Source organism: Rhodovulum sp. YNF3179, from assembly GCF_050586465.1.
In the GTDB taxonomy this organism is placed as follows: domain Bacteria; phylum Pseudomonadota; class Alphaproteobacteria; order Rhodobacterales; family Rhodobacteraceae; genus CAJXYS01.
In genome coordinates this window covers 1-25414 of the sequence record NZ_JBOCEG010000003.1, presented here as the reverse complement: position 1 = coordinate 25414, position 25414 = coordinate 1, and the positions used below count along the sequence as shown (strand labels likewise).

The window sequence follows — 25414 nt, the reverse complement described above, 5'->3', positions numbered from 1 at the left end:
CACGGATGCGGACCGCCCTTTTTCTCTGCGGGGCCGTCGGGCTCGTCGCGGGCTGCGACGAACTGCGGCTGCCGATCGGCGGCGGCGGCGGCGGGCAGGATCGCTCGACCGAAGCGCTTGCGCTGCAGACCAAGACCCGGCTCGTCGCGCGCGACGTCGAGGCGCCGGAGGTCTTCCAGATGACCGCCGACGGCAGTTGGGACGGCACGCCCTCCAAGGGCGGCGTCTGGGTCGCCCACCCGGCCGTCGACGAGCCCGAGCGGGTCATCATCCGCTATGCCGGCACCGGCAGTTTCGTGATCGGCGCCCTTTTCCCGCGCGACGATGCCGCCGGCGCCGCGCGCTTCGAGGTCTCCTCGGACGCGGCCGCCGCGCTGGGGCTCGCCCCCGGCATGCCGGCGCCGCTCGAGGTGACGGCGCTGCGCCGCGAAGAGGTGGGCGAGGCCGCCATGGCGGCGCTGGAGGCCGTGAACGCCGCGTCCGCGGCCCCGGAGCCGCGCCCGGACGCCGGCGCACCCGACGCGGCGGCGGCGCGTCCGCCCGAAGATCCGCGCACCCCGCCCCCCGCACAGCCGAGCACGCTGGCCAAGCCCTATGTCCAGATCGGCTTCTTCAGCGTCGAGGCCAACGCCCGGCGCACCGCCGAGGGGTTGCGCCGCGACGGAATCCTGCCCACGGTGCGGGTGCAGGAAACCAGCGGCAAGACCTACTGGCGGGTGATCGTCGGCCCTGCCGCCGACGCCGAGGAACGTGCCGCGCTGCTCGAGACCGTGCGGGGCCAGGGCTTTGCCGATGCCTATTTCGTGACGAACTGACGAATGGATATCTGAAACCTATGAGACAGTTGCGACCGACGACGCTTTTCTTCCTCCTGGCCGCGCTGGTCCTCTCGGGTCCGGCGGCCGCCTTCGACACCCAGGCGCGCGCGGCCTATGTGGTCGATCACGGCACCGGCACCGTGCTGCTGGAAAAGCGCGCGACCGTGCCCCTGCCGCCGGCGTCGATGTCCAAGCTCATGACGCTCAACATGCTCTTCGAGGCGCTGGCCGACGGGCGCGTCACGCTGGAGACCGAGTTCCGCGTCTCGGCCCGGGCCGCGGCGATGGGCGGCTCGACCATGTTCCTCTCCGAGGGCGAGCGGGTGTCGGTCAAGGATCTGATCCCCGGCATCGTGGTCAATTCCGGCAACGACGCCTGCGTGGTGGTGGCCGAGGGGCTCGCCGGCACCGAGGACGCCTTCGCGCGGCTGATGAACGATCGCGCCGTGGCGCTCGGCATGGAGAACTCGACCTTCGCCAACGCGTCTGGCTGGCCACATCCCAACCATCGCATGAGCGTCGAGGATCTCGCCATTCTCTCGGGGCACCTGATCTCGGAGTTCCCGGAATATTACGGCTATTTCGCGCAGGAGGAGTTCCTCTTCGACGGGCGCGCACCGGCCAACAAGAACAACCGCAACCCGCTGCTCGGCATCGGGATCGGCGCCGACGGGCTGAAGACCGGCCACACCGAGGAGGCCGGCTACGGTCTCGCGGCCTCGGCCCGCCAGGGCGACCGCCGGGTCGTCTTCGTCATCACCGGCCTGCCCAGCGCGGCCGCCCGCGCACAGGAGGGCGAACGCATAATCAACTGGGCCTTTCGCCAATTCATCGAGAAAACCCTCGCCGACGCCGGAGAGGAGATCACCCGCGCCCCCGTCTGGCTGGGTGAAAAGCGATCGGTGACGCTGGTCCCGCGCGAGGACGTGACCGTGATCGTCCCGGCGCTGGTGCAGGACACGCTGGAGGCCCGCGTCGCCTATTCCGGGCCGATCGAGGCGCCGATCGAGCAGGGCCAGGAAATCGGCCGCATGATCATCGAAGTGCCCGACCTGGCGCCCTACGAGGTGCCGCTGGTCGCCGCCGAGTCCATCGGGCGCGGCGGGTTCACCACCCGGCTCCGGACCGCCGCACAGGTGCTCTTCGACCGCATGATCGGCGAGGCGCTGCAGGCGGACGGGTGATGGACGGCGCCGCCCGGTTCATCACCTTCGAGGGGATCGACGGATCCGGGAAATCCACCCAGATCCGGCGGCTCTCCACCCGGCTGGAGTCCGCGGGCATCCCCCATGTCATGACGCGCGAGCCCGGCGGCTCGCCCGGCGCCGAGGAAATCCGGCGGCTCCTGGTCGAGGGCGATCCGGAGCGCTGGTCGGCCGAGACCGAGATCCTGCTCTTCACCGCGGCCCGGCGCGACCACCTGGAAAAGACGATCCGCCCGGCCCTGGCAACCGGGCGCACGGTGATCAGCGACCGCTTCGCCGACTCCACCCGCGTCTACCAGGGCGCGACGCGCGGCGATCTGCGTCGCACGGTCGACGTGCTTCATGCCGAGATGATCGGCCGCGAACCCGACCTGACCTTCATCCTCGACATGGATCCGCGCGCGGCGCTGACCCGCGGGCTGGGGCGCGGCAATGGCGAGGAACGCTTCGAGGAGTTCGGGCTCGACTTCCAGGAACGGCTCCGCGCCGGGTTCCTCGACCTGGCCGCGGAATTCCCGGAACGCTGCCGCGTGATCGACGCCGGCCGCGATGCGGAGGCCATCGCCGACGACATCGCGCGCACCGTGCTGGAGGTGCTGGCATGAGCGCGGACGCCCCCCGCCCCGAACCCGATGCGGTGGAAGGCGCGCCGCACCCGCGCGAGACGCGCGTGCTCCATGGCCAGGCCGCCGCCGAACGCGGCTTTCTCGACGCGTTTGCCGGCGGGCGGCTGCACCATGCCTGGCTGCTGACCGGCCCGCGCGGCGTCGGCAAGGCGACGCTCGCCTGGCGGATCGCGCGCTTCCTGCTGACCCAGCCGCTGCCGGGCGGCGCGGCGGGGCTCTTCGGCGCGGCGCCCCCTGCCCCGGACAGCCTCGACACGCCCGGCGATCACCCCGTCGCGCGGCGTGTCGCGCAACTGGCCGAGCCGCAGTTGTTCCTGCTCCGCCGCGGCTGGGACGACAAGGCCAAGCCACCGCGGCTTAAGACCGTGATCACCGTGGACGAGGTGCGCCGGCTCAAGAGCTTCTTCGCCCTCTCCTCGGCCGATGGCGGTCGACGGGTGGTGATCGTCGACGCGGCCGACGAGATGAACGTGAACGCCGCCAACGCGCTTCTGAAACTGCTGGAGGAACCGCCGGAGAACGCGGTGCTGCTCCTGGTCAGCCACCAGCCCTCGCGGCTTCTGCCGACGATCCGCTCGCGCTGCCGCGAATTGCGGCTGGGCACGCTCGGCCCCGGCGACATGGCCGCCGCGCTGGACGCGGCCGGGGCCGAGACCGGCGCCGACCCGGCCGCGCTGGCCGAACTCTCGGGCGGGTCCGTCGGCGAGGCGATCCGGCTGACCAATCTCGACGGTCTGGAGACCTACGCGAAACTCGTCGCGCTCTTCGCCCGGTCGCCCGGCATGGATCGCGCCGCCGCCCTCGCCCTCGCCGAAAGCTGCGCCGGCCGCGAGGCGGAAACCCGCTTCGACCTGATGCTGCGGCTGGCCGGTCTCCTGCTGCACAGGCTGGCCCGCACCGGCGCGAGCGGGCCGCCGGCGGCCGAGGCGGCCCCCGGCGAGGCCGGCGTCCTGGCCCGCCTGGCCCCTGACCGGGCCGCCGCGCTGCGCTGGGCGGGGCTCGCCGACGCGGCGCTCGGGCGCGCGCGCCGCGGCAAGGCGGTCAACCTTGACCCTGCGGCGCTGATCCTCGATATGTTCCTGCGCATCGACGAAACGGCGGCGCGGCACGCCGCCTGACAGGCAGGGGCGCATGACCGAGCAGCCAGAGATCACCGACAGCCATTGCCACCTGGATTTCCCCGATTTCGAGGGGGAACTCGACGCGGTCGTGGACCGCGCCCGCGCCAAGGGGGTGACACGCATGGTGACGATCTGCACCAGGCTTCGGCTCGAGCCGCAGGTGCGCGGCATCGCCGAACGCTTCGACGGCGTCTTCTACGCGGCCGGCACCCACCCGATGAGCGCGGCCGACGAGCCGATGGCCAGCGTCGCCGAGCTGGAACGGATCGCCCGGCACCCCAAGATGGTCGGCATCGGCGAGAGCGGGCTCGACTACCACTACACCGCCGAGTCGAAACCCGTGCAGCAGGAAAGCCTGCGCATCCATATCGAGGCCGCCCGCCGCACCCGCCTGCCGCTGATCATCCACGCCCGCGACGCCGACGACGACATGGCCCGCATCCTGGCGGAAGAACACCGGGCCGGGGCCTATGGCTGCGTGATGCACTGCTTCTCGTCGGGCCGCGCATTGGCCGAGGCCGCGCTGGATCTCGGCTTCTACCTCTCGATGTCGGGTATCGCCGCCTTCAAGAAGTCCGACGCGCTGCGCGCGATCTTCGCCGACGCGCCGCCCGACCGCATCCTGGTCGAGACCGACGCGCCCTATCTCGCGCCCCCGCCCTATCGCGGCAAGCGCAACGAGCCCGCCTACACCGCCTACACGGCCGCCGTGGGCGCAGAGCTCTTCGGCCTCGACTACGCCGATTTCGCCGCCCGCACCCAGGCCAATTTCGAGCGGCTCTTCACCAAGGCCGCCAGGGGGCGGGGCTGATGGGCGTGATCCGCTGCACGATCCTCGGCTGCGGGTCTTCGGGCGGCGTGCCGCGGCTCGGGGGGCATTGGGGCGACTGCGACCCCGACGATCCCAGGAACCAGCGCACGCGTTGCTCGATGCTGGTCGAGCGTCCGGGTCCCGCGGGCACGACCCGGGTGCTGATCGACAGCTCGCCGGACCTGCGCCAGCAACTGCTGCGCGCGGGCGTCGGGCATCTCGACGCGGTGGTCTACACCCACCAGCACGCCGATCACGTGCACGGGCTCGACGACCTGCGCATGATCGTCTTCAACCGCGGCGCGCGGCTGCCGGTCTGGGCCGACGGTCCGACCCAGGACGCCCTGCTCGGCCGTTTCGGCTACGCCTTCGTCCAGCCCGAGGGCAGTGCCTACCCGCCGATCCTGGATCTTCACACGCTGGACGGGCCCGTGACGGTCGCCGGGCGCGGCGGCGAGATCACCCTCACCCCCTTCGAGGTCGAACACGGCAATATCGAGGCCCTCGGCTTCCGGATCGGCGATCTCGCCTACCTGCCCGACGTCTCGGCCATGACGCCCGAGGCCTGGGAGGCGGTCCGGGATCTCGACGTCTGGGTGCTGGACGCGCTGCGGCGCAGGCCGCACCCCACCCACGCGCACCTGGCGCTATCGCTGGAATGGATCGAGAGCGCGCGCCCGCGCCGGGCGGTTCTGACCAACATGCATGTCGATCTCGACTACGCCACCGTCGCCGCCGAGACCCCGGATCACGTCGTGCCGGCCCATGACGGCATGGTGATCGAGATCGGGGACTGAGGTGCAGGCGCTTCTCGAGGTCACGCTCCCGGTCTTCATCGTCATCGGCTTCGGTTATGCCGCCGTCTGGCGCGGACTGTTTTCCGACGCCGGGGTGGCGGGGCTCATGCGGTTCACCCAGGGCTTCGCAATCCCGTGCCTGCTGTTCCGTGCGATCTCGACGCTCGACCTGTCGGCCAGCTTCGATCCCGCGCTGCTGATCTCCTTCTACACCGGCTCCGGCACATGCTTCGCACTGGGACTGCTCGGCGCGCGGCTGCTCTTCGGCCGCCCCTGGGAAGACGCAGTCGCGATCGGCTTCTCGGCGCTCTTCGCCAACACGGTGCTGCTCGGCCTGCCGATCATGGAACGGGCCTACGGCGCCGGGGCGTTGCAGCCCAACTACGCCATCATCGCCGTCCACGCGCCGTTCTGCTACGCGCTCGGCATCACCGCGATGGAGATCGCCCGCAGCCGCGGCGGCGGCGCGCTCGCGACCGCGCGCGCCGTGTTCGGCGCGATGTTCCGCAACGCGCTGATGATCGGCATCGCGCTCGGCTTTGCGGTGAATCTCACGGGGCTGCCCCTTCCCGGGGCCCTGACCGGGGCGATCGACCTGATGATCCGCGCCGCGCTGCCGGCGGCGCTTTTCGGGCTGGGCGGCGTCCTCGTGCGCTATCGCCCCGAGGGCGACCTGCGCGAGATCGCCTGGGTCATGGCGCTCTCGCTCGTGCTGCACCCGGCCATCGCCTACGGGCTGTCGGCCCATGTCTTCGGGCTCGAGACCGGCAAGGTTCGCGCCGCGGTGGTGACGGCGGCCATGGCGCCCGGCGTCAATTCCTACATCTTCGCCGATCTCTACGGCCGCGCGCGGCGGGTCGCGGCATCCGCCGTGCTGCTGGGAACGCTGGGCTCGATCCTCTCCGTGACCGCCTGGCTGGCGCTGCTGGCCTAGGCGCCGCGCGTCATCGTTCCGGAAATATCCCCGCCGGAGGCAAAACGCGCGCCCGAAGGGGCGCGCGCTGAAGGCTTGGCGGGCCGAAGGCCCGCCGCGATATGACCACCGGGGTCAGCCCGGCGACATCCCCCGGATCTTCTCCGACCGGCGGCGCAGGATCTCCACCGTGGTCAGCAGCGCGATGGAGATCGCCACCAGGATCGTCGCCACCGCCAGGATCGTCGGGCTGATCTGCTCGCGCAGGCCGGTGAACATCTGCCAGGGCAGCGTCTTCTGCCCGGCCGAGCCGACGAAGAGCACCACCACCACCTCGTCGAAACTGGTGATGAAGGCGAACAGCCCGCCCGAGATCACCCCCGGCAGGATCAGCGGCATCTGGACCTTGAAGAAGGTGCGCACGGGGTTCGCGCCCAGGTTGGCCGAGGCCCGCGTCAGGCTTTCGTCGAACCCCACCAGCGTCGCCGTCACCGTGATGATGACGAAGGGAATGCCCAGCGCCGCATGCGAGAGCACGACGCCCCAATAGGTTCCCTGCAGGCCGATCCGGCTGTAGAAGAAGTACATCCCCGCCGCCGAGATGATCAGCGGCACGATCATCGGCGAGATCATGATCGCCATGATCGGCCGGCGGAAGGGCACGTGCTTCTGGCTGAGCCCGATCGCGGCCAGCGTGCCGAAGCTGACCGACAACAGCGTCGCCACCGGGGCGATCGCGACCGAGTTCCGCAGCGCCTGCTGCCAATCCGGGTTGGTGAAGAAGTCCTCGTAATGCTTCAGCGAATAGCCCTCGGGGTCCAGCGCCAGCATTTCCGGCGTGAAGGTGAAGAAATCCTCGGCGTTGAAGCTGAGCGGGATAATCACCACGATCGGGGCGATCAGGAAGAAGAAGATCACGCCGCAGATCACGCGGAAGGAATAGTACCAGACCCGCTGGCCCGTGGTGGCATATGGAGGAAGACTGCTCATTGGATCACCCCAGCTTCACGTTATCGATGCCCACGATCTTGTCGTAGACCCAGTAGAGAACCAGCACCACGATCAGCAGGATCGAGCCCAGCGCGGCCGCGAGGCCCCAGTTGAGCGAGCTGGAGATGTGGTAGGCGATCCGGTTCGAGATGAAGACGCCGGTGGTGCCGCCGACCAGCTCGGGCGTGATGTAGTACCCGATGGACACGATGAAGACGAGGATCGCGCCCGCGCCGATGCCCGGCACCGATTGCGGGAAGTAGACCCGCCAGAAGGCCGTCCAGTTGGTGGCGCCCAGCGACTTGGCCGCGCGCAGGTAGCTCGGCGGAATCGTCCGCATCACCGAGTAGAGCGGCAGGATCATGAACGGCAGCAGGATATGCGTCATCGCCACGATCGTGCCGAACTGGTTGTTGATCATGATCAATCGGTTCCCGTCGCCGATGATCCCGATCCAGACGAGGATATCGTTGATCACCCCCTGTTGTTGCAGCAGCACCTTCCAGGCCGAGGTTCGCACCAGCAGCGAGGTCCAGAACGGCAGCAGCACCAGGATCATCAGCACGTTCGCCGTGCGCATCGGCAGGTTGGCGAGCAGCCAGGCCACCGGGTAGCCCAGCAACAGGCAGCTGAAGGTAATGGTCAGCGACATGAACATCGTGCGCCCGAACAGCAGCTTGTAGATCTGTTCGTTCTCGGGCTTCACCTCGACCCCGTCCGGCGTCTTCTCGAGATCGACGGAGGCGAGGAAATAGCCGGTGGTGAATTCCGGCGCGAAGACCTTGATGGTGGCCCAGACCTCGGGATCGGCCCAGTCCGACTCGGCCTCGATGAAGGCCTCGCGGAAATTCACCGTCTCGAAGTCCGGCACGGCCGCGGCCGCTTCGGCAAGCAGCGACGCGGTATCCCCGCCGAAGGCCGCGGCCGCGTCGGGATTCGCCATGAGATCCTGGTAGAGCCCGGTGTAGACCACCGGCCAGGGTTCGTCGTCCGCGAGGCTGTCGCGGCGTGCGGGCTGCACGACCTCGGCGAAGGCGGTGTAAAGCTCGGTTGTGCGCGGCAGGGCCTCGCGCGCGGTGGCCGAAGCGACGAAGGCGGGCGGGTCACGGCCGAAATCCTCGCCGGCCTCGTCGGCGGCGTCGCGCGCCGCGATCCAGTCGGCATAGTCGGCCTTCCACGCGTCCGAGCCCATCATCGCGACCCAGGGCTGCGGCTCCTCCCAGAGCTCATTCAGATCCTCGAACTGGTCGAGATAGACCTCGCCGATATCCTCGACGTCACGGCCGGTGCGGCGGAAGAGCGACGAGATCCCGGTCATCTCGTAATTGAGACGGGTGCCGAGGCGGGTGTGCTCCTTGCGCTGGGCGGCGATCGCGAAGTCGAAATAGAAGGTCTCGAAGATCGCCTCGCCGGGCGCTTCGCTCTCGTCTTCCCAGTCGTCGAGCGTCTGCACGGTGCGCGGCAGCGTATCCGAGACGATCTGGTTCTCGATCGAGCGGAACAGCATGTCCGCGATCGGCGCGATGAAGGTGACGAGGATGAAGATCAGCAGTGGCGCGATCAGCGCCAGCGCGCGCAGTTTCTCTCTGCGCAGCGCCCGGTTGAGGCTCTGCTTCAGCGGCCTGCCGTCTGCGGCCAGGACCGGCCCGGACTCGGTCGTATCGCTCATCGTCCCCCCGTCGGGTTGTTCTTGTGAAAATGCTTTAACGCATGCGGGGTGGAGGGGGCCGCGCGGCCCCCTCCGGTCGTCTCAGACGATCACTGCGCGAGCCAGGCCTGGAACTTCGCGTCGATGTCGTCGCGATAGTCCGCCCAGAACTCGTAGTTGTAGAGCAGCGTGTTGGCCGCGTTATTCGGATCGGTCGGCATGTGCGGCGCCATCTCGATGCCGAGCTCGGCATGGGTCGAGACGAGCGGCGCCGAGGAGGCGCGCGCCGGGCCGTAGGAGATGTACTTGGCCTGGTCCGCCAGACGCTGGGTGTCGGTGGCGAAGTGCAGGAAGTCCATCACGCGGGCCAGGCGCTCATCCGGCAGGCCGGCGGGAACGATCCAACCGTCCAGGTCGAACACCTGCATGTCCCACATCATGCCGACGGGCTGGTCCTGCTCCTCGATGACCGAGAAGAGGCGGCCGTTATAGGTCGAGCCCATGAAGACCTCGCCATCGGCCAGCAGCTGCGGCGTGTCGGCGCCGGCCGACCACCAGACCACGTCGTCCTTGATCTCGTCGAGCTTGGCAAGAGCGCGCTCCTGGCCTTCTTCGGTGGCGAGCACGTCGTAGATCTCGTCCTTGGCCACGCCGTCGCAGTAGAGCGCCCATTCCACGTTGTTGATCGGGCGCTTCTCGAGCGACCGCTTGCCCGGATAGGTTTCCAGGTCCCAGACGTCGCAGATGTCGTTCGGGGCCTCGGCGCCGTCCGGCACCATGTCGGTGCGGTAGCCGAAGGTGGTCGAGTAGACGATCTGCGGGATGAAGCAGTCGCTGACGATCAGGTCGCCGAAGTCGTCGGAGGCGTCGGTGCCGTCCGGCGCGGGCGCCAGCGCGTCGTCATGGTCGATTTCCATCGCCAGGCCCTCGTCGCAGAGGCGCATCGCGTCGGCCGCGACCACGTCGACGATATCCCAGGTGATGTTCCCGGCCTCGTCCATCGCGCGCAGCTTGGCGACGGCCTCGGCGGAGCTCTCGTCGGTGACGACCTCGAGCTCGGGGTGCATTTCCTGGTAGGGCTCCACGTAAGCCTTGATCTGGCTGTTCTGGTAGGCGCCACCCCAGGACACCATGGTCATGGAGTCGGCCATGTCGCCATGATTGTCGGCGAAGGCCATCCCGGCTGCCACGGTCATGGCCGTGGTGGCCATGAGGGTCTTTGTCGTCTTCATTGCATACTCCCTATGCTCCCGGTTGGACTTGAGCTCCCGGTTCCCGGGAAGTCCCGGGGGCCCTTGCTGTTGGCCGGCGGCACCCCGCCGCCGGCATCTCTGGTCACGCAGGCTCAGGCGTCGAGCGCCCGGCAGTCTTGCGGCAACCAGCCGATCTCGATCTGCTCGCCCGGCTTCAGGCGCCGCTGGTCGGGCGCGTTCCGGGTCTTGATGACGAAATCCTCCTTGCCGGCCACCTTGAGGCGGGTGCGGAAGATGTCGCCCATGTAGATGAACTCCAGCACCTCGGCCTTCAGCGTATGGGCGTCGGGGCTGAGGCGCTCCTTGTTGTACTCGACGCGCTCGGGGCGGATGGACACCTGTGTCCGCTCGCCCGGCTTCGACACGTTCACCGGCTTGGCGTCGATCAGCTCGCCGTCATCGAGCTTGATCAGCGCGACGTCGCCGTTGATCTCCTGGACCGTGCCTTCCATCGTGTTGTTCTCGCCGATGAACTGGGCGACGAAACTGTTTTCCGGCTCTTCGTAAAGCTGATCCGGCGGCGCGAGCTGCTGGATCCGGCCGTCGTCGAACACCGCGACCCGGTCCGACATGGTCAGCGCCTCGGTCTGGTCGTGGGTCACGTAGACCGTGGTGATCCCCAGCTGGTGGGCCAGGTTGGTGATCTCGAACTGCATGTGTTCGCGCAGCTGCTTGTCGAGCGCGCCGAGCGGTTCGTCCATCAGCACCAGCTCGGGCTCGAAGACGAGCGCGCGGGCCAGCGCGACCCGCTGCATCTGCCCGCCCGAGAGCTGGGCCGGCCGCCGGCCACCGAAGGCTCCCATCTGCACCATGTCGAGCGCGCGCTTGATCTTCGCCTCGCGCTCGCTCTTGTCCATGTTCCGCACTTCGAGCGGGAAGGACAGGTTCTCGGCCACGGTCATGTGCGGGAAGAGCGCGTAGTTCTGAAAGACCATGCCGATCCCGCGCTTGTGCGGCGGGATGTTGTTGATCGGCTTGCCTCCGAGAAGGATGTCGCCATGGGTGGCGGTCTCGAACCCGGCGAGCATCATAAGGCAGGTCGTCTTGCCGGAGCCCGAGGGGCCAAGCATCGTCAGAAACTCGCCCCGTCCGATATTCAGATTGAGGTCTTTCACGACCAGCGTTTCGCCGTCGTAGCTCTTCTGCACCTTGTCGAAAACGACGAATCCATCACCAGATGCTTCGCTCACGCGTTATCCCCTCTGCTGGTCGCCCATGCGGCGTTCTGTTGTCTTTGCCGGGTTCTTTGCCCGCGTCGGTCAGAACGGTAACATGCTCGCTCCGAAGATCAACGCGGAAGTTTCACGAAACTTAATGCGCGTTTTTTTATTTATAAACAGATATTTAGGATGGTTTTTGCTTGTGAAACCCGCTGTTTCTTGGGCAGCGCCGCCAGAGAGGCGCACAATATTTGGGCAAACGTGAAACACGCGGGCCGCGAGACGCGGACGTCCGGCGCATCCCAAGCGCAAGGGCGACTACGGGGATTCGAAAGCGTTTTTTCGGGAGCGCCGGGGCAAAGATGGTGCGGTCGAGAAGATTCGAACTTCCACGGGTGTTACCCCACAGCGACCTCAACGCTGCGCGTCTACCAATTCCGCCACGACCGCACAGTCTCTGGCTTGGTGAGGCCGCTATTTAGCGGCTCGGTTCGGGGATGTGAAGGGGTATATTCCGGATTCTTGCCAGTCTTTTCCGAACCCCGGCCGCGCATCCCGGAGGCGCCGGGAATCGCGTTGTGGCGGCTCGCGTCCCGTCGGATAATGCGCGCGCCCGCCACGCCGGCGGGCACGGGCGACAGGGATCGGTGGGCGGCGCAGGCATGGTGGAATGGATCATCTCGGACAGACCGGTCGATTACCGGGCCGCGGAGCGCGAGATGGAGGCCCGCGCCGACGCCATCGCGCGGGGCGCGGCCGGCGAGGCCGTGTGGCTGCTGGAACATCCCCCTCTCTATACCGCCGGCACCAGCGCCCGCGCCGAAGACCTGACCGATCCCGACCGGTTCCCGGTCTACCCGACGCGGCGCGGCGGCGAATACACCTATCACGGCCCCGGCCAGCGCGTGGCCTACGTCATGCTCGACCTGAACCGGCGCGGGCGCGACATCCGCGCCTATGTCCGGGCGCTCGAGGACTGGGTCATCGCGACCCTGGCCGAGTTCAGCGTCCGGGGCGAGCGGCGCGCCGGCCGCGTCGGCGTCTGGGTGGTGCGCGACGACAAGCCGCTGACCCCCGCCGGCCATCCCCCCGAGGACAAGATCGCCGCGATCGGCGTCCGGGTCCGGCGCTGGGTCAGCTTTCACGGCATCTCGATCAACGTCGATCCCGACCTCGATCATTTCGAGGGAATCGTTCCCTGCGGCATCCGCGAGCACGGGGTGACGAGTCTCGTGGATCTGGGCCTGCCGGTGACGCTGACGGATGTGGACGTGGCGCTGAAGCGCACCTTCGACGAGGTTTTCGGCCCCGCGCGCCGCTGACCGCCCCCGCCTTTCGAGGGTCAGACCCCCCGATCGGACGGGAAAAACCCCGCACGACATATTCAATATTTGATCTGTGTCAATTTTTCCCACGGAAACCGGGTATCAGCGATTGCCCTGACAGCACGCGGCGATTAAAAATCGGACCTGATAACCGCGCGCGGGCGGGAAAGCCGCGACGTGGACCAGACCAAAGGAACGGGAGTACGTGATGGCCGACGCAGCCATGCATGCACATGACGAGCACGGGGAGAAGGGTTTCTTCACGCGCTGGTTCATGTCGACGAACCACAAGGATATCGGGATCCTTTATCTCTTCACGGCCGGCCTGCTCGGCTTCATCTCGGTGGCCTTCACCGTCTACATGCGCATGGAGCTCATGGAGCCCGGCGTCCAGTACATGTGCCTCGAGGGCGCCAGCCTCGTCGCCGCGGCGGCCGAGAACTGCACCCCGAACGGGCATCTCTGGAACGTTCTGATCACCGGCCACGGCATCCTGATGATGTTCTTCGTGGTGATCCCGGCGCTGTTCGGCGGCTTCGGCAACTACTTCATGCCGCTGATGATCGGCGCGCCGGACATGGCCTTCCCGCGCATGAACAACCTGTCCTACTGGATGTACGTGGCGGGCTCTTCGCTGGCGGTGGCGTCGCTGCTGGCGCCGGGGGGCAACGGCCAGCTCGGCACCGGCGTGGGCTGGGTGCTCTACGCGCCGCTCTCGACGCGCGAGGCCGGGATGTCGATGGACCTCGCGATCTTCGCCGTGCACGTCTCGGGCGCGTCGTCGATCCTGGGCGCGATCAACATGATCACCACCTTCCTCAACATGCGCGCGCCCGGCATGACGCTCTTCAAGGCGCCGCTCTTCGCCTGGTCGATCTTCGTCACCGCCTGGCTGATCCTGCTGTCGCTGCCCGTGCTGGCCGGCGCGATCACCATGCTGCTGACCGACCGTAACTTCGGCACCACCTTCTTCGATCCCGCCGGCGGCGGCGACCCGGTGCTCTACCAGCACCTGCTGTGGTTCTTCGGCCATCCCGAGGTCTACATGATCATCCTGCCGGGCTTCGGCCTGATCAGCCACGTCATCGCCACCTTCTCGCGCAAGCCGATCTTCGGCTACCTGCCGATGGTCTGGGCGATGATCGCGATCGGGGCGCTGGGCTTCGTGGTCTGGGCGCACCACATGTACACCGTGGGCATGAGCCTGACGCAGCAGTCCTACTTCATGCTGGCGACCATGGTGATCGCGGTGCCCACGGGCATCAAGGTCTTCAGCTGGATCGCCACGATGTGGGGCGGTTCGGTGGAGTTCAAGACGCCGATGCTCTTCGCCTTCGGCTTCCTTTTCCTCTTCACCATCGGCGGCGTCACGGGCATCGTGCTGTCCCAGGCCGGGATCGACCGGGCCTACCACGACACCTATTACGTGGTGGCGCATTTCCACTACGTGATGAGCCTCGGCGCGGTCTTCTGCATCTTCGCCGGCATCTACTACTGGTTCGGCAAGATGAGCGGCCGCCAGTACCCGGAATGGGCGGGCCAGGTGCATTTCTGGACCTTCTTCGTGGGGGCCAACCTGACCTTCTTCCCGCAGCACTTCCTGGGGCGCCAGGGCATGCCGCGCCGCTACATCGACTACCCGGAGGCCTTCGCCTTCTGGAACGCGGTGTCGTCCTGGGGCGCGTTCCTGTCGTTCGCCTCATTCGTGTTCTTCATCGGCGTCGTGTTCTACGCGCTCTTCGCCGGCCGCAAGGAGACCGCGGACAACTACTGGGGCGAGTCGGCGGACACGCTGGAATGGACCGTGTCCTCGCCCCCGCCGGAGCACACCTTCGAGACCCTGCCCACCCAGGACATGTGGGACAGGCCGGCGCACCACTGATGCCGCTGGAGCATGTGACGCATGGGGGGGCTCCGGCAGATGCCGGGGCCCCTTCCGCTTCGGAGGCGCCGTTCTACCAGGTCGTGCTGCGCCCGCACCGGTCACTGCCGCCCGAAGGCTTCGCCTGGGTGATCGCGGTGGCCTGCGGGTTCCTGCTGATCCCGCTGATCGCGCTGCTGGGCACGCTCGCGCTCTGGGCGATGCTGCCCTTCCTGATTGGCACGGTCTGGGCGCTCTGGCACGCGATCCGGCGCAACACGGCGGACGGCGCGCTCTACGAGCGGCTGGAGATCGGGCATGACCTGATCCGCGTCACCCGCCACGAGCCGCGCGGCGATGTCCGGGAATGGGCGGCGAACCCCTACTGGACCAAGGCCACCCTGCACGAAGATGGCGGGCCGGTGCCCAAATACCTGACGCTGAAGGGCGGCGGGCGCGAGATCGAGCTCGGCGCCTTCCTCAGCCCCGAGGAACGCGCGGGCCTTTTCGCCGATCTCGAACGCCTGCTGGCACAGGCCGCGCAGCCGCCGAGCCCGTCGCCGCCGCCGGCCTGACCGGGCCGGCCGCCGCGGCGGCCGGGACTAGCCGAGCCGGGCCTTCACCTTGGGCCCGACCACGCCGAAATCCATCTGGCCGGTATACCTGGACTTGAGCACGCCCATGACGCGGCCCATGTCGCGGATCGACTCGGCGCCCACCTCGCGGACCGCGGCCTCGACTGCCTTGTCGACCTCCGCCTCGGAGAGCTGGCGCGGCAGGAATTCCTCGATCACCTCGACCTCGCGCTGTTCGCGCTCGGCCAGGTCCAGCCGGCCGCCCTCTTCATAGGCGCGGACGCTCTCCTGGCGTTGCTTGACCATGCGCCCGAGGATCGCGAGGATCTCGTCGTCGCCGACGCCGTCGCCGCGCCCGTCGCTGCGGATCGCGATGTCGCGGTCCTTGATCGCCGCGTTGATCAGGCGCAATGTCGACAGGCGGTCCTGGTCCTTGGCCTTCATGGCCTCTTTCAGCGCCGCCGTGATACGGTCTCTCATCTCCATCGGCTTTCTCATCCCCATGAGCGTGGTCGAAGTTCCGACAATACTTGCCCCGCGCAGCGGAGACAACCACCCGCGACCATACTAAGTCATTGTTATGAAAGTGTTTGTTTTTCCGTATCTTACTTGACGCTTCCTGCCCCCGATCATAGGTTCGCCCCGATCCAGCCGCGAGACTCGCCCATGCCTGCCGACACCCAGCCGATGACGACCCGGGACACCGCCACCGCCTGCATCGCGCTCGCGGATGGAACCATCCTCTACGGCAGGGGATTCGGCGCCACCGGCGACGCCGTGGCCGAGCTCTGTTTCAACACGGCGATGACCGGCTACCAGGAGATCATGACCGATCCCTCCTATGCCGGGCAGATCGTGACCTTCACCTTTCCCCATATCGGCAATACCGGCACCAATGCCGAGGATGACGAGACCGCCGACCCGGTCGCGGCCGGGATGGTGGTCAAGTGGGACCCGACCGAACCCTCGAACTGGCGCGCAGAGGCGCGGCTGGGCGAATGGCTGGCGCGGCACGGCCGCATCGGGATCGGCGGTGTCGACACGCGCCGCCTGACCCGCGCGATCCGCCAGCAGGGCGCGCCGCACGCGGCGATCTCGCATGACCCGCAGGGCAATTTCGACATCGAGGCGCTGGTCGCGCGGGCGCGGAGCTTCCCCGGGCTCGTCGGGCTGGACCTCGCGCGCGACGTCAGCTGCGTGCAATCCTACCGCTGGGACGAGATGCGCTGGGCCTGGCCCGAGGGCTACAGCCGGCGCGAGACGCCGGGGCGGCGCGTCGTCGCCGTCGATTACGGCGCCAAGCGGAACATCCTGCGCTGCCTCGCCAGCGCGGGCTGCGACGTGACCGTGATGCCGGCCACCGCCACGGCCGAGGAAATCCTCGCCCAGGAGCCCGAGGGGCTGTTCCTGTCCAACGGGCCGGGCGACCCGGCGGCGACCGGCGAATACGCCGTGCCCATGATCCGCGAGATCATGGACAAGACCGATATCCCGGTCTTCGGGATCTGCCTCGGGCACCAGATGCTGGCCCGCGCGCTTGGCGCGACCACCGTCAAGATGAACCACGGCCATCACGGCGCCAACCATCCCGTGAAGGATCTCGAGACCGGCAAGGTCGAGATCACCTCGATGAACCACGGCTTCACCGTGGACAGCCAGACCCTGCCCGGGGGCGTCATGGAAACCCATGTCTCGCTCTTCGACGGGTCGAACTGCGGCATCCGCATGACGGATCGCCCGGTCTTCAGCGTGCAGTATCACCCCGAGGCGAGCCCCGGACCGCAGGACAGCTATTATCTCTTCGAGCGTTTCGTCGCCTCGATCGAGGCCCGCGGCTGACCCGCGCGGCAGGGTAAATCCCCGCTTAACCACTTTTTTACCGGCGGCTTGCAGGCTGACCCTGCAACCCGGAGGCCGCCGATGACCCGCGCATCCCAAATCCGTCCCGTCCCGCGGCCCGCGGCCACCGGATCACGCCCGCGCCGCCACCGCCCCCGCGGGCTTGGCATGCGGCTGGTACAAGCCGGGCACCTCACCCACCAGCAGCTGGCCGAGGCCACGACTCAGCGCAACCGTTCGCATGCGCGGCTGTCGGACATCCTGGTGGCCCGCGGCGTGATCCACCGCGCCGAGATGGACCGCCTGCTGGCCGCCGACTCGGGCCTGCGCAGCGTCGATCTGGCCCGCCGGCCGCCCGTCGCACGGATCGCGCGCAGCCTGCCCGCGGCGCTCTGCCTCGCGCACGGGGCCGTGCCCTGGCGCCGGATCGGCTCCGTCACGGTTCTGGCGCTCGCCCATCCCGACCGGGCCGAGCCGCTGCGCCGGGCGCTGCCCGCCGATTTCGGCGCCTATCACTTCGTCTTCGCCCCCGACTCGCAGGTGCAGAAGGCCATTGCCGACGCTCATCGCGGCGATCTCGCGCAACGCGCGGAAACCCGCTGCCCGGCCGAGATGAGCTGCCGGGACTGGGCCGGCCCCAGCCGCGCGATGATCCGCGCGCCGGCGCTGGCGACGATGGCGCTGGCCGGCCTGACCTTCCCGGCCGCCGCCGCATGGGTGTTGATGGCGATCGCGGTCACCGCGCTCCTGGCGAACATGACGCTCAAGACGCTGGCGGCCCTGGCCACGCTGCGCGCCCGCGCCGCGGCTGCGGGCGCGGCCGACGCCGCGCCCCCGCCCGCCATCGCGCGTTTGCCCAGGGTCTCGATCCTGGTGCCGCTGCATCGCGAGGCCCGGATCCTGCCCGATATCATCCGGCGGCTCGGGCGGCTCGACTATCCGCCGGAGCTGCTCGAGATCCGGCTGGTGATCGAGGAGGATGACGCCGTCACCCGCGCCGCCCTGGCTGCGACGCCGCTGCCGCCGTGGATGGCGGTGACCCTCGTGCCGGACTCGCGCTTGCGGACCAAGCCCCGGGCGCTGAACTACGCGCTCGATTTCTGCCGGGGCAGCATCGTCGGCATATACGACGCCGAGGATGCGCCCGAGCCCGACCAGATCCGCCGGATGGTCGCCCGGTTCCATGCCAGCAAACCCGACGTCGCCTGCCTGCAGGGCATCCTCGATTTCTACAACGCGCGCATGAACTGGCTGTCGCGCTGCTTCGCGATCGAGTACGCGGTGTGGTTCCGGATGATCCTGCCGGGGTTCGAGCGGCTGGGCCTGCCGGTGCCGCTCGGGGGCACGACGCTCTTCTTCCGCCGTGACGTGCTCGAGGCGATCGGCGGCTGGGACGCGCACAACGTCACCGAGGACGCCGATCTCGGCATGCGGCTGGCCCGCCACGGCTATCGCTGCGAATTCGTGCCGAGCGTCACCTACGAGGAGGCCAACTGCCGCCCCTGGGCCTGGGTGCGCCAGCGTTCGCGCTGGCTCAAGGGCTTCGCGATGACCTGGGTCAGCCACATGCGCCGGCCGGCGCGGCTCTGGTCGGAACTCGGGCCGCGCGGTTTCACCGGGTTCCAGGTGCTTTTCCTCGGTACGCTGGCGGCCTTCCTGACCGCGCCGTTCCTCTGGTCCTTCTGGCTGCTGGCCCTGACCGGCACGGTGCCTTTCCTGATGCACCTGCCCGACGCGGCGCTGGTGGCGCTGGCCGCGCTTTTCGTGGTGTCGGAACTGGTGGGGATCGCCATCGCCCTGGCGGCGACGTCCGGCCCGAAACATCGCTTCCTGATGCCCTGGGTGCCGAGCATGCATCTCTATTTCCCGCTTGGCGCCCTCGCCGCCTGGAAAGCGGTCTACGAGATCGTCGCGCGGCCCTTCTACTGGGACAAGACCGATCACGGCCATGCCAGGCCGGGCCCCGGCGACCCGATGGCCGACGCCTAGGCGCCCTCGGCCTTGCGCACCTCGCCGGCGTCAAGCTTCAGCCGCGTCTCGAACGCCTTGGAGAGGTGGCGCTTCAGCGCGTCGCAGGCCCTGTCGCCGTCGCGGGCCTCGATGGCGCGCACGATCTCGAGGTGTTCGTCGAGCGCGGTCTCGCCGCGGCCCTCCACCGCCAGCGAGGTCGTCGCCAGGAGCGCCATGAAGCGATGCACGAGATCGAGCTGCTGCACCAGGTAGCGGTTGTGGCTGGCCAGGTGGATCTGCTTGTGGAAGCGCCGGTTCGCCCGGCTGAGCGCCTTCGGCTCGTCCACCAGCTGGCGGTCATCCTCGACCATGTCGTAGAGAACGCGGATCTCTTCCTCGGCGGCGTGCTGCGCGGCGAGCCGCGCGGCCAGCCCCTCGAGCTCGTTGCGGACGGTATAGAGCTCGGCCAGCTGGTTGTGATCGAGCGACGAGACGATCAGCGAACGGCCGACGCGGGTCAGCATCGACTGGGTCTCGAGCCGCTGCAGGGCCTCGCGGATCGGGGTGCGCGAGACGCCGAAGCGTTCGGCGAGTTCCGATTCCACCAGCCGGTCTCCCGGTTTGAAGACGCCGACATCGATCGCCTCCAGGATCAGGTCATAGGCGTCTTTCTGCGCCGGTTTCACGTCGCTCATCGGGGTCTCCTCAAGGATCCGCCGAAGCCTATCCCCGGAGCCGCGCGGCAATCAATAGCCCGGGCGTTGCCGCGGCCGGGGGCGCGCAGTAATGTCACGGCCATGGTAGCCCATCACTTCACCCATGTCCGGCACTGGGTCTTCGACCTGGACAACACGCTCTACCCGCCCGCCGCGCGGCTCTTCGACCAGATCGAGATCCGGATGACCGATTTCGTGATGCGCGCCACCGGCGCCGACCGCGCCGAGGCCGACCGGCTGCGCCGGGTCTACTGGGCCGAGTACGGCACGACGCTGGCCGGGCTGATGGCGGTCCATGGCGTCGATCCGGGCCCCTATCTCGACGAGGTGCACGACATCTCGCTCGACCACCTGGAACCCGACCCGGCGCTGCGCGCCGGCATCACCGCGCTGCCGGGCCGGCGCATCGTCTATACCAACGGCTCGGAGCCCTATGCGCGCCGGGTTCTCGCGGCCCGCGGGCTGGAAGACGCTTTCGACGCGCTCTACGGGGTGGAACATGCCGGTTACCGGCCCAAACCCGCGCGCGCGGCCTTCGAGACGGTCTTCGCGCTCGACGGTGTCGAGGCCGGCGCCGCCGCCATGTTCGAGGACGATCCGCGCAACCTCGAGGCGCCGCACCAGATGGGCATGCGCACCGTCCACGTGGCCGACGCCCCGGCCCCGGCGCAGCACATTCACCATCACACCGATGACCTCGCCGCGTTCCTGGCCCGGCTGACGCGGTAGGTTGCCGCAGCCCTCTGAACAGGGCGCAGCGGCGGAATATCTTTCGTCCTGAACGCCTTACCACCCAACCAGGATGACTTCATGACCTCGACGCCCCGACTTCCCCGCTGGCAGCGGCTGCTCTTTCTCGTGCCCGTTTTCGGCTGGATGCTGCGCGACGTGATGTATGGCGATGCCGACAACATCTATTACGCGCTGTTTTCGCTGGTGGCGATCTGGATCATGGCGATCATGGCCTTCGGCTATCCCGCGATCATCCTGCCCGCGCTCGCGCTGGTCCCGGTCTGCTTCCTGATCCTGTTCCTGATCACCAAGGGATGACGGATTGCCGCTTTGCCCCGCCGGCTGCGCGGACTACTCTCCGGCCCGAGGAGGCGGACCCATGGCAGACGGCAGCACGACCCATCACGACATCCTCGTATCCGGCGGCGGCGTCGCCGGGCTGACGGCGGCCTGCGCCTTCGGCTCGGCGGGGTTCTCGGTTCTCTGTGTCGATCCGGCCCCGCCCGTGACCGAGGCCGCGGCCGACGGCGCCGACCTGCGCTCCACCGCCTTCCTGCAGCCCTCGCGCGCGGTGCTGGAGGCGGCCGGGCTCTGGGACCGGCTCGCCCCCCATGCCGCCGACCTGCAGGTGATGCGCATCGTCGAGGCCGGCGGCGATCCGCCCGAGGCCCGGTCCGTGCGCGATTTCGATGCCGCCGATATTTCCGACCTGCCTTTCGGCTGGAATCTTCCGAACTGGCTCCTGCGCCGCGAGATGGTGGCGCGCATCGCCGAGTTGCCCAACGTCGCGTTCCGCCCCGGCGTGGCCACCGCGCGGCTTTTCACCCGCGAGACCGAGGCGATCGCGCGGCTTTCGGACGGGACGCGCTGCCGCGCGCGGCTGGTCGTGGCCGCCGACGGGCGCAACTCGCCGGTGCGCGAGGCCGCCGGGATCGGCGTGCAGACCATGCGCTACGGGCAGAAGGCGCTGGCCTTCACCGTCACCCATCCGATTCCGCACCAGAACGTCTCGACCGAGATCCATCTTTCGGGCGGGCCGTTCACGCTGGTGCCGCTGCCCGATCTGGACGGCCGGCCCCATTCGGCCGTTGTCTGGATGGAGGAAGGCCCCCGCGCGCTGGACCTGGCACAGATGGATCGGGCCGCGCTCGAGGCCGAGATGTCGGCGCGGTCCTGCTACCACTTCGGGCCGCTGTCGCTGGCCAGCCAGATCACCGTCTGGCCCATCATCAGCCAGATCGCGGATCGGCTCGACGGCGAACGGGTCGCCCTGATCGCCGAGGCCGCCCACGTGGTGCCGCCCATCGGCGCGCAGGGTCTCAACATGAGCCTGGCCGACATGGGCTGCCTGCTGGAGCTGGCCCGCGCCCGCCCCGAGGGGCTGGGCGACGCGGAGATGCTGCGCGCCTACCATCGTCGCCGCTGGGCCGATATCCGGCTCCGCGTGACCGGGATCGACGCGCTGAACCGCGCCTCGATGGCCGGCGCACCGGCGCTGGCGGCGCTCCGCGACCGGGCGATGCGGCTGCTGCATGACGTGCGCCCGGTGCGGCGGACCCTGATGCAGGCTGGGCTCGGCGCGCGTCCGGCGCGGACGGCGGACGGCGCGCCGGCCCCCTGACCGGGGATGCGGGGCCGTCAGGCCCCGGCGGTGACCTTGTCGAGTGCCGCCTCCAGGCGGGCGACGCTGGCCTCGACGTCGTAAAGCTTGTCCAGCCCGAAGAGGCCCAGGCGGAAGCTCTTGTAGTCCGGGCCCTCGTCGCATTGCAGCGGCACGCCCGCGGCGATCTGGACGCCTTCGGCGGCGAAGGCGCGGCCGGTGTGGATCTCGGCATCGCCCGTGTAGCAGACCACGACGCCCGGGGCCTCGAAGCCCTCGGCCGCGACGGACCGGAACCCGCGCGCGGCCAGCGCGGCGCGGACACGGCGGCCCTGTTCCCACTGGGCCTCGCAGAGCCTGTCGAAGCCGTAATCCCGCATTTCCTGCATCGTGTCGCGGAAGGCGCGCAGCGCATCGGTGGGCATGGTCGCGTGATAGGCATGCCCGCCGCCGAGATAGGCGTCCATGATCGAGAGCCACTTGCCGAGATCGATGGCGAAGCTGGTCGACCGCGTCGCCGCGACCCGTGCCCGCGCGGCGTCGGACAGCATCACGAGGCCGGCCGAGGGCTGTGCCGACCAGCCCTTCTGCGGCGCAGAGATCAGAACGTCCACGCCGGTCGCCTTCATGTCGACCCAGGCGCAGCCCGAGGCGATGCAGTCGAGGACGAAGAGCCCGCCGACCTCGTGGACGGCGTCCGCCACGGCTTTCAGGTAGGCGTCCGGCAGGATCAGCCCGGCCGAGGTCTCGACATGGGGCGCGAAGACGATATCCGGGCGATCGGCGCGGATCCGGGCGACCACCTCGTCGATCGGCGCGGGGGCAAAGGGCGCGTCGGTCGCGTTGCCCGCGCGCCGCGCCTTCATCACGGTCTCTTCAGCCGGGATCGTGCCGGCCTCGAAAATCTGCGTCCAGCGGTAGGAGAACCAGCCGTTCCGGATCACCATCGCCCGGGCATCGGTGGCGAGCTGGCGCGCGACGGCCTCCATCGCGTAGGTGCCGCCGCCGGGAATGACCGCGACGGCATCGGCCTTGTAGACCTCGCGCAGGGTGGCGTCGATATCGCGCATCACCTGCTGGAAGGCCGCGCTCATGTGGTTCAGCGAGCGGTCGGTGAACACGACCGAGAACTCCAACAGGCCGTCGGGATCGATATCGGGATTGAGGGCGTTCATGGCATGTCTCCTTCGGAATGCTGCCAAAGCCCTAGCGCAGCCCGCGCAGAAAGCCAATTCCTCAGCCGAGCGGGCCGGACAGGCGTTCCTCGCTCAACAGCACGTTGGCCTCGACCTCGCCCACGCCGGGCAGCGCCATGATCCGGCGGCGCAGGACGCGCTCGAAGTCGGGCAGATCGCGGGCGACGACGCGCAGCCTGTAGTCGTAGAGCCCGAGCACGTGCTGGACGACCTGCACCTCGGGGATGGCGGTCACGGCGCGCTCGAAATCCTCGAGGCTGACGCGCCCCTTGGTGGCCAGCTTCACGCCGAGGAACACCGTGACGCCGAAGCCCAGCGCCGCGTGGTTCAGCCGCAGCCGGCGGCCTGCCAGGATCCCGGCCTCCTCGAGCCTGCGGATGCGCCGCCAGGTGGCCGGCTGCGAAAGCCCCAGCTGGCGGCCGAGCTTTCCGGCGCTGGCCCGCGCGTCGCGCGCAAGCGCGCGCAGGATCTGGCGGTCGGTCTCGTCGAGATCGGTCACAGCGGCAGAGCCTCGCGGTTCTGCACGGTCGCCACCAGCATCAAGGCCTCGATATCGGCGATATGCGGCAGCGTCAGGATGCGGCTGCGATAGATTTCCTGGTAATGCGCCATGTCACGGGCGAGCACGTTCAGCCGCACGTCCACCCGGCCCAGGAAGGTCTGGATCTCGTTGACCTCCGCCACCTCGCGGGCGGCGGCGAGGAAATCGTCGAAGGCCGCGCGTTCGGTCTTGTCGAGGGTGACACGCAGGCTGACCTCCACCGCGTAGCCGAGCGCGCGCCAGTCGATCGCGGCCTCCATGCCCTCGATCACGCCGGCACGCTCGAGCTTCTCCAGCCGCCGCCAGCACGTGGGCGCGGTGATCCCCGCCCGGTCGGCCAGATCGGCCGTGGACAGCGTCGGGTCCGCCTGCAGCTGGCGCAGGAGCCGGCGGTCGGTATCATCAAGGCTGTGCATGACTCGTTCGCAAATCTGGATTATTGCGAATGATTTTTCGCGCATTCATGACAGAAAGGCAATACATGAGCCGGAAATCGATGCCAGGTCGCTATGCTGGCGCCCGACACGACCGAAAGAGGGGACAGAACCATGCGTGTGTATTACGACCGCGACTGCGACATCAATCTGATCAAGGACAAGAAGGTGGCGATCCTGGGCTATGGCAGCCAGGGCCACGCCCACGCGCTGAACCTGCGCGATTCCGGCGCCAAGAACGTCGTCGTGGCGCTGCGCGAAGGCTCGGCCAGTGCCGCCAAGGCCGAGGGCGAGGGCCTTCAGGTCATGGGCATCGCCGAAGCCGCGGCCTGGTGCGACCTGATGATGTTCACCATGCCCGACGAGCTGCAGGCCGAGACCTACAGGAAATACGTCCACGACAACATCCGCGAGGGCGCGGCGATCGCCTTCGCCCACGGGCTCAACGTGCATTTCAACCTGATCGAGCCGAAACCCGGCGTCGACGTGATCATGATGGCGCCGAAGGGCCCCGGCCACACCGTGCGCGGCGAGTTCGTCAAGGGCGGCGGCGTGCCCTGCCTGGTGGCCGTCGACACCGACGCCAGCGGCAAGGCGCTGGACCTGGCGCTCTCCTACTGCTCGGCCATTGGCGGCGGGCGTTCCGGCATCATCGAGACCACCTTCCAGCAGGAATGCGAAACCGATCTCTTCGGCGAACAGGCCGTGCTCTGCGGCGGGCTGGTCGAGCTGATCCGCATGGGCTTCGAGACCCTGGTCGAAGCCGGCTACGAGCCGGAAATGGCCTATTTCGAGTGCCTGCACGAGGTGAAGCTGATCGTCGACCTGATCTACGAGGGCGGCATCGCGAACATGAACTACTCGATCTCGAACACCGCCGAGTTCGGCGAGTACGTGTCGGGTCCGCGTGTCCTGCCCTATGACGAGACCAAGGCGCGGATGAAGGCGATCCTGACCGACATCCAGACCGGGCGCTTCGTGCGCGACTGGATGCAGGAATGCGCCGTCGGCCAGCCGTCCTTCAAGGCCACGCGCCGCATCAACGACGCCCACCAGATCGAGGCGGTCGGCGAGAAGCTGCGCGGCATGATGCCGTGGATCTCGGCCGGCAAGATGGTCGACAAGTCCAAGAACTGATAGCAGACTGGCACGGCTGTACCGGGGGGGGCCCCCCACCGCACGGTACGGGTGCCAGGGGAGGGAAAAAGACAGAAAGCAGGAGAAACAAACAAACCCACCCCCCCCCACCCCAGAAAGCAACCACTCCCCACACCCCCACCCACCCCACACAAAACCCAACACG

25 protein-coding genes and 1 tRNA gene are annotated in these 25414 nt (G+C 68.5%); 16 read left to right on the top strand and 10 right to left on the bottom strand.

Annotated elements, in window-relative coordinates; genetic code table 11:
• Positions 1–5 precede the first annotated feature (5 nt).
• Genes ACQ5SP_RS05420 through ACQ5SP_RS05390 form a run of 7 tightly spaced genes read left to right on the top strand, consistent with a single transcriptional unit; the run spans position 6 to position 6312 of the window.
• On the top strand, positions 6–815 hold the full coding sequence (locus ACQ5SP_RS05420; RefSeq protein WP_430937233.1) for an SPOR domain-containing protein: 810 nt from the start codon (positions 6–8) through the stop codon (positions 813–815).
• Positions 816–835: 20 nt separating this feature from the next.
• Positions 836–2002, top strand: coding sequence for a D-alanyl-D-alanine carboxypeptidase family protein (locus ACQ5SP_RS05415; RefSeq protein ID WP_430937231.1), 1167 nt, complete (start codon positions 836–838; stop codon positions 2000–2002).
• The gene (tmk, locus tag ACQ5SP_RS05410; protein WP_430937229.1) at positions 2002–2628 is read left to right on the top strand and encodes a dTMP kinase; all 627 of its coding nucleotides are present in this window, start codon (positions 2002–2004) and stop codon (positions 2626–2628) included. Before ACQ5SP_RS05415 ends, tmk begins: the two co-directional genes overlap by 1 nt.
• On the top strand, positions 2625–3767 hold the full coding sequence (locus ACQ5SP_RS05405; RefSeq protein ID WP_430937227.1) for a DNA polymerase III subunit delta': 1143 nt from the start codon (positions 2625–2627) through the stop codon (positions 3765–3767). The genes tmk and ACQ5SP_RS05405 overlap by 4 nt, the downstream gene beginning before the upstream one ends.
• 13 nt (positions 3768–3780) lie before the next feature.
• Positions 3781–4581 (top strand): TatD family hydrolase, encoded by an 801-nt coding sequence (locus ACQ5SP_RS05400; protein WP_430937225.1) that lies wholly within the window; start codon positions 3781–3783, stop codon positions 4579–4581.
• Entirely contained in the window at positions 4581–5378 is a 798-nt protein-coding gene (locus ACQ5SP_RS05395; RefSeq protein WP_430937223.1) for an MBL fold metallo-hydrolase, read from the top strand. Before ACQ5SP_RS05400 ends, ACQ5SP_RS05395 begins: the two co-directional genes overlap by 1 nt.
• A gap of 1 nt (position 5379) precedes the next feature.
• On the top strand, positions 5380–6312 hold the full coding sequence (locus ACQ5SP_RS05390) for an AEC family transporter (protein WP_430937221.1): 933 nt from the start codon (positions 5380–5382) through the stop codon (positions 6310–6312).
• A 114-nt stretch (positions 6313–6426) separates the two neighbouring features.
• On the opposite strand, the gene ACQ5SP_RS05385 is transcribed toward ACQ5SP_RS05390, so the two are convergent.
• The 5 genes from ACQ5SP_RS05385 to ACQ5SP_RS05365 all read right to left on the bottom strand — a co-directional run bounded on the left by ACQ5SP_RS05385 (position 6427) and on the right by ACQ5SP_RS05365 (position 11792).
• Positions 6427–7281: an ABC transporter permease gene (locus tag ACQ5SP_RS05385; protein WP_430937219.1), complete on the bottom strand. Its 855-nt coding sequence runs from the start codon at positions 7279–7281 to the stop codon at positions 6427–6429.
• A 4-nt stretch (positions 7282–7285) separates the two neighbouring features.
• A complete protein-coding gene (locus tag ACQ5SP_RS05380) occupies positions 7286–8950 on the bottom strand; it encodes an ABC transporter permease (RefSeq protein ID WP_430937217.1) in 1665 nt (554 codons plus the stop codon).
• An 89-nt stretch (positions 8951–9039) separates the two neighbouring features.
• Entirely contained in the window at positions 9040–10161 is a 1122-nt protein-coding gene (locus tag ACQ5SP_RS05375) for an extracellular solute-binding protein (RefSeq protein ID WP_430937215.1), read from the bottom strand.
• A 113-nt stretch (positions 10162–10274) separates the two neighbouring features.
• Positions 10275–11372 carry an ABC transporter ATP-binding protein gene (locus ACQ5SP_RS05370; protein WP_430937213.1) on the bottom strand — a complete coding sequence of 366 codons (1098 nt, stop codon included), beginning with the start codon at positions 11370–11372 and terminating at the stop codon, positions 10275–10277.
• A gap of 333 nt (positions 11373–11705) precedes the next feature.
• A tRNA-Leu gene (locus ACQ5SP_RS05365) sits at positions 11706–11792 on the bottom strand.
• A 212-nt stretch (positions 11793–12004) separates the two neighbouring features.
• On the opposite strand from ACQ5SP_RS05365, the gene lipB reads away from it, so the two are divergent.
• From lipB to ACQ5SP_RS05350, 3 genes are all read left to right on the top strand, one after another.
• Entirely contained in the window at positions 12005–12664 is a 660-nt protein-coding gene (gene lipB, locus ACQ5SP_RS05360; RefSeq protein ID WP_430937211.1) for a lipoyl(octanoyl) transferase LipB, read from the top strand.
• Between the two features lie 211 nt (positions 12665–12875).
• Positions 12876–14549, top strand: coding sequence for a cytochrome c oxidase subunit I (ctaD, locus tag ACQ5SP_RS05355; RefSeq protein WP_430937209.1), 1674 nt, complete (start codon positions 12876–12878; stop codon positions 14547–14549).
• Entirely contained in the window at positions 14549–15103 is a 555-nt protein-coding gene (locus tag ACQ5SP_RS05350; protein WP_430937207.1) for a DUF2244 domain-containing protein, read from the top strand. The genes ctaD and ACQ5SP_RS05350 overlap by 1 nt, the downstream gene beginning before the upstream one ends.
• Before the next feature lie 27 nt (positions 15104–15130).
• Here the strand turns inward: ACQ5SP_RS05350 and ACQ5SP_RS05345 are convergent, their stop codons facing one another.
• Positions 15131–15589 carry a GatB/YqeY domain-containing protein gene (locus ACQ5SP_RS05345; RefSeq protein ID WP_430937205.1) on the bottom strand — a complete coding sequence of 153 codons (459 nt, stop codon included), beginning with the start codon at positions 15587–15589 and terminating at the stop codon, positions 15131–15133.
• Between the two features lie 180 nt (positions 15590–15769).
• Between ACQ5SP_RS05345 and carA the strand changes: the two genes are divergently transcribed.
• On the top strand, positions 15770–16942 hold the full coding sequence (carA, locus tag ACQ5SP_RS05340; RefSeq protein WP_430937203.1) for a glutamine-hydrolyzing carbamoyl-phosphate synthase small subunit: 1173 nt from the start codon (positions 15770–15772) through the stop codon (positions 16940–16942).
• Positions 16943–17110: 168 nt separating this feature from the next.
• Positions 17111–18931 carry a glycosyltransferase family 2 protein gene (locus ACQ5SP_RS05335; RefSeq protein WP_430937201.1) on the top strand — a complete coding sequence of 607 codons (1821 nt, stop codon included), beginning with the start codon at positions 17111–17113 and terminating at the stop codon, positions 18929–18931.
• Here the strand turns inward: ACQ5SP_RS05335 and ACQ5SP_RS05330 are convergent.
• Positions 18928–19587, bottom strand: a complete 660-nt coding sequence (locus ACQ5SP_RS05330) for a GntR family transcriptional regulator (protein ID WP_430937199.1) — start codon at positions 19585–19587, stop codon at positions 18928–18930. The genes ACQ5SP_RS05335 and ACQ5SP_RS05330 overlap by 4 nt on opposite strands.
• A gap of 102 nt (positions 19588–19689) precedes the next feature.
• Between ACQ5SP_RS05330 and ACQ5SP_RS05325 the strand changes: the two genes are divergently transcribed.
• The 3 genes from ACQ5SP_RS05325 to ACQ5SP_RS05315 all read left to right on the top strand — a co-directional run bounded on the left by ACQ5SP_RS05325 (position 19690) and on the right by ACQ5SP_RS05315 (position 21961).
• Positions 19690–20337, top strand: coding sequence for a pyrimidine 5'-nucleotidase (locus ACQ5SP_RS05325; protein WP_430937197.1), 648 nt, complete (start codon positions 19690–19692; stop codon positions 20335–20337).
• Between the two features lie 81 nt (positions 20338–20418).
• A complete protein-coding gene (locus ACQ5SP_RS05320) occupies positions 20419–20658 on the top strand; it encodes a hypothetical protein (RefSeq protein WP_430937195.1) in 240 nt (79 codons plus the stop codon).
• A gap of 61 nt (positions 20659–20719) precedes the next feature.
• Positions 20720–21961, top strand: coding sequence for a UbiH/UbiF family hydroxylase (locus ACQ5SP_RS05315; protein WP_430937193.1), 1242 nt, complete (start codon positions 20720–20722; stop codon positions 21959–21961).
• A 17-nt stretch (positions 21962–21978) separates the two neighbouring features.
• Here ACQ5SP_RS05315 and ACQ5SP_RS05310 read toward each other — a convergent pair whose 3' ends face one another.
• From ACQ5SP_RS05310 to ACQ5SP_RS05300, 3 genes are all read right to left on the bottom strand, one after another.
• Positions 21979–23115, bottom strand: a complete 1137-nt coding sequence (locus ACQ5SP_RS05310) for an aminotransferase class V-fold PLP-dependent enzyme (RefSeq protein ID WP_430937191.1) — start codon at positions 23113–23115, stop codon at positions 21979–21981.
• A gap of 61 nt (positions 23116–23176) precedes the next feature.
• Positions 23177–23635, bottom strand: a complete 459-nt coding sequence (locus ACQ5SP_RS05305) for an Lrp/AsnC family transcriptional regulator (protein WP_430937189.1) — start codon at positions 23633–23635, stop codon at positions 23177–23179.
• Positions 23632–24093, bottom strand: a complete 462-nt coding sequence (locus tag ACQ5SP_RS05300; RefSeq protein WP_430937187.1) for an Lrp/AsnC family transcriptional regulator — start codon at positions 24091–24093, stop codon at positions 23632–23634. Before ACQ5SP_RS05300 ends, ACQ5SP_RS05305 begins: the two co-directional genes overlap by 4 nt.
• A gap of 132 nt (positions 24094–24225) precedes the next feature.
• Between ACQ5SP_RS05300 and ilvC the strand changes: the two genes are divergently transcribed.
• Entirely contained in the window at positions 24226–25248 is a 1023-nt protein-coding gene (gene ilvC, locus ACQ5SP_RS05295) for a ketol-acid reductoisomerase (RefSeq protein ID WP_430937185.1), read from the top strand.
• Positions 25249–25414 lie beyond the last annotated feature (166 nt).

Coding starts and splice junctions, on each gene's coding strand:
- ACQ5SP_RS05420 (WP_430937233.1), top strand. CDS start 6: ATGCGGACCGCCCTTTTTCTCTGCGGGGCCGTCGGGCTCGTCGCGGGC.
- ACQ5SP_RS05415 (WP_430937231.1), top strand. CDS start 836: ATGAGACAGTTGCGACCGACGACGCTTTTCTTCCTCCTGGCCGCGCTG.
- tmk (WP_430937229.1), top strand. CDS start 2,002: ATGGACGGCGCCGCCCGGTTCATCACCTTCGAGGGGATCGACGGATCC.
- ACQ5SP_RS05405 (WP_430937227.1), top strand. CDS start 2,625: ATGAGCGCGGACGCCCCCCGCCCCGAACCCGATGCGGTGGAAGGCGCG.
- ACQ5SP_RS05400 (WP_430937225.1), top strand. CDS start 3,781: ATGACCGAGCAGCCAGAGATCACCGACAGCCATTGCCACCTGGATTTC.
- ACQ5SP_RS05395 (WP_430937223.1), top strand. CDS start 4,581: ATGGGCGTGATCCGCTGCACGATCCTCGGCTGCGGGTCTTCGGGCGGC.
- ACQ5SP_RS05385 (WP_430937219.1), bottom strand. CDS start 7,281: ATGAGCAGTCTTCCTCCATATGCCACCACGGGCCAGCGGGTCTGGTAC.
- ACQ5SP_RS05380 (WP_430937217.1), bottom strand. CDS start 8,950: ATGAGCGATACGACCGAGTCCGGGCCGGTCCTGGCCGCAGACGGCAGG.
- ACQ5SP_RS05375 (WP_430937215.1), bottom strand. CDS start 10,161: ATGAAGACGACAAAGACCCTCATGGCCACCACGGCCATGACCGTGGCA.
- lipB (WP_430937211.1), top strand. CDS start 12,005: ATGGTGGAATGGATCATCTCGGACAGACCGGTCGATTACCGGGCCGCG.
- ctaD (WP_430937209.1), top strand. CDS start 12,876: ATGGCCGACGCAGCCATGCATGCACATGACGAGCACGGGGAGAAGGGT.
- ACQ5SP_RS05350 (WP_430937207.1), top strand. CDS start 14,549: ATGCCGCTGGAGCATGTGACGCATGGGGGGGCTCCGGCAGATGCCGGG.
- ACQ5SP_RS05345 (WP_430937205.1), bottom strand. CDS start 15,589: ATGGAGATGAGAGACCGTATCACGGCGGCGCTGAAAGAGGCCATGAAG.
- carA (WP_430937203.1), top strand. CDS start 15,770: ATGCCTGCCGACACCCAGCCGATGACGACCCGGGACACCGCCACCGCC.
- ACQ5SP_RS05335 (WP_430937201.1), top strand. CDS start 17,111: ATGCGGCTGGTACAAGCCGGGCACCTCACCCACCAGCAGCTGGCCGAG.
- ACQ5SP_RS05330 (WP_430937199.1), bottom strand. CDS start 19,587: ATGAGCGACGTGAAACCGGCGCAGAAAGACGCCTATGACCTGATCCTG.
- ACQ5SP_RS05325 (WP_430937197.1), top strand. CDS start 19,690: ATGGTAGCCCATCACTTCACCCATGTCCGGCACTGGGTCTTCGACCTG.
- ACQ5SP_RS05320 (WP_430937195.1), top strand. CDS start 20,419: ATGACCTCGACGCCCCGACTTCCCCGCTGGCAGCGGCTGCTCTTTCTC.
- ACQ5SP_RS05315 (WP_430937193.1), top strand. CDS start 20,720: ATGGCAGACGGCAGCACGACCCATCACGACATCCTCGTATCCGGCGGC.
- ACQ5SP_RS05310 (WP_430937191.1), bottom strand. CDS start 23,115: ATGAACGCCCTCAATCCCGATATCGATCCCGACGGCCTGTTGGAGTTC.
- ACQ5SP_RS05300 (WP_430937187.1), bottom strand. CDS start 24,093: ATGCACAGCCTTGATGATACCGACCGCCGGCTCCTGCGCCAGCTGCAG.
- ilvC (WP_430937185.1), top strand. CDS start 24,226: ATGCGTGTGTATTACGACCGCGACTGCGACATCAATCTGATCAAGGAC.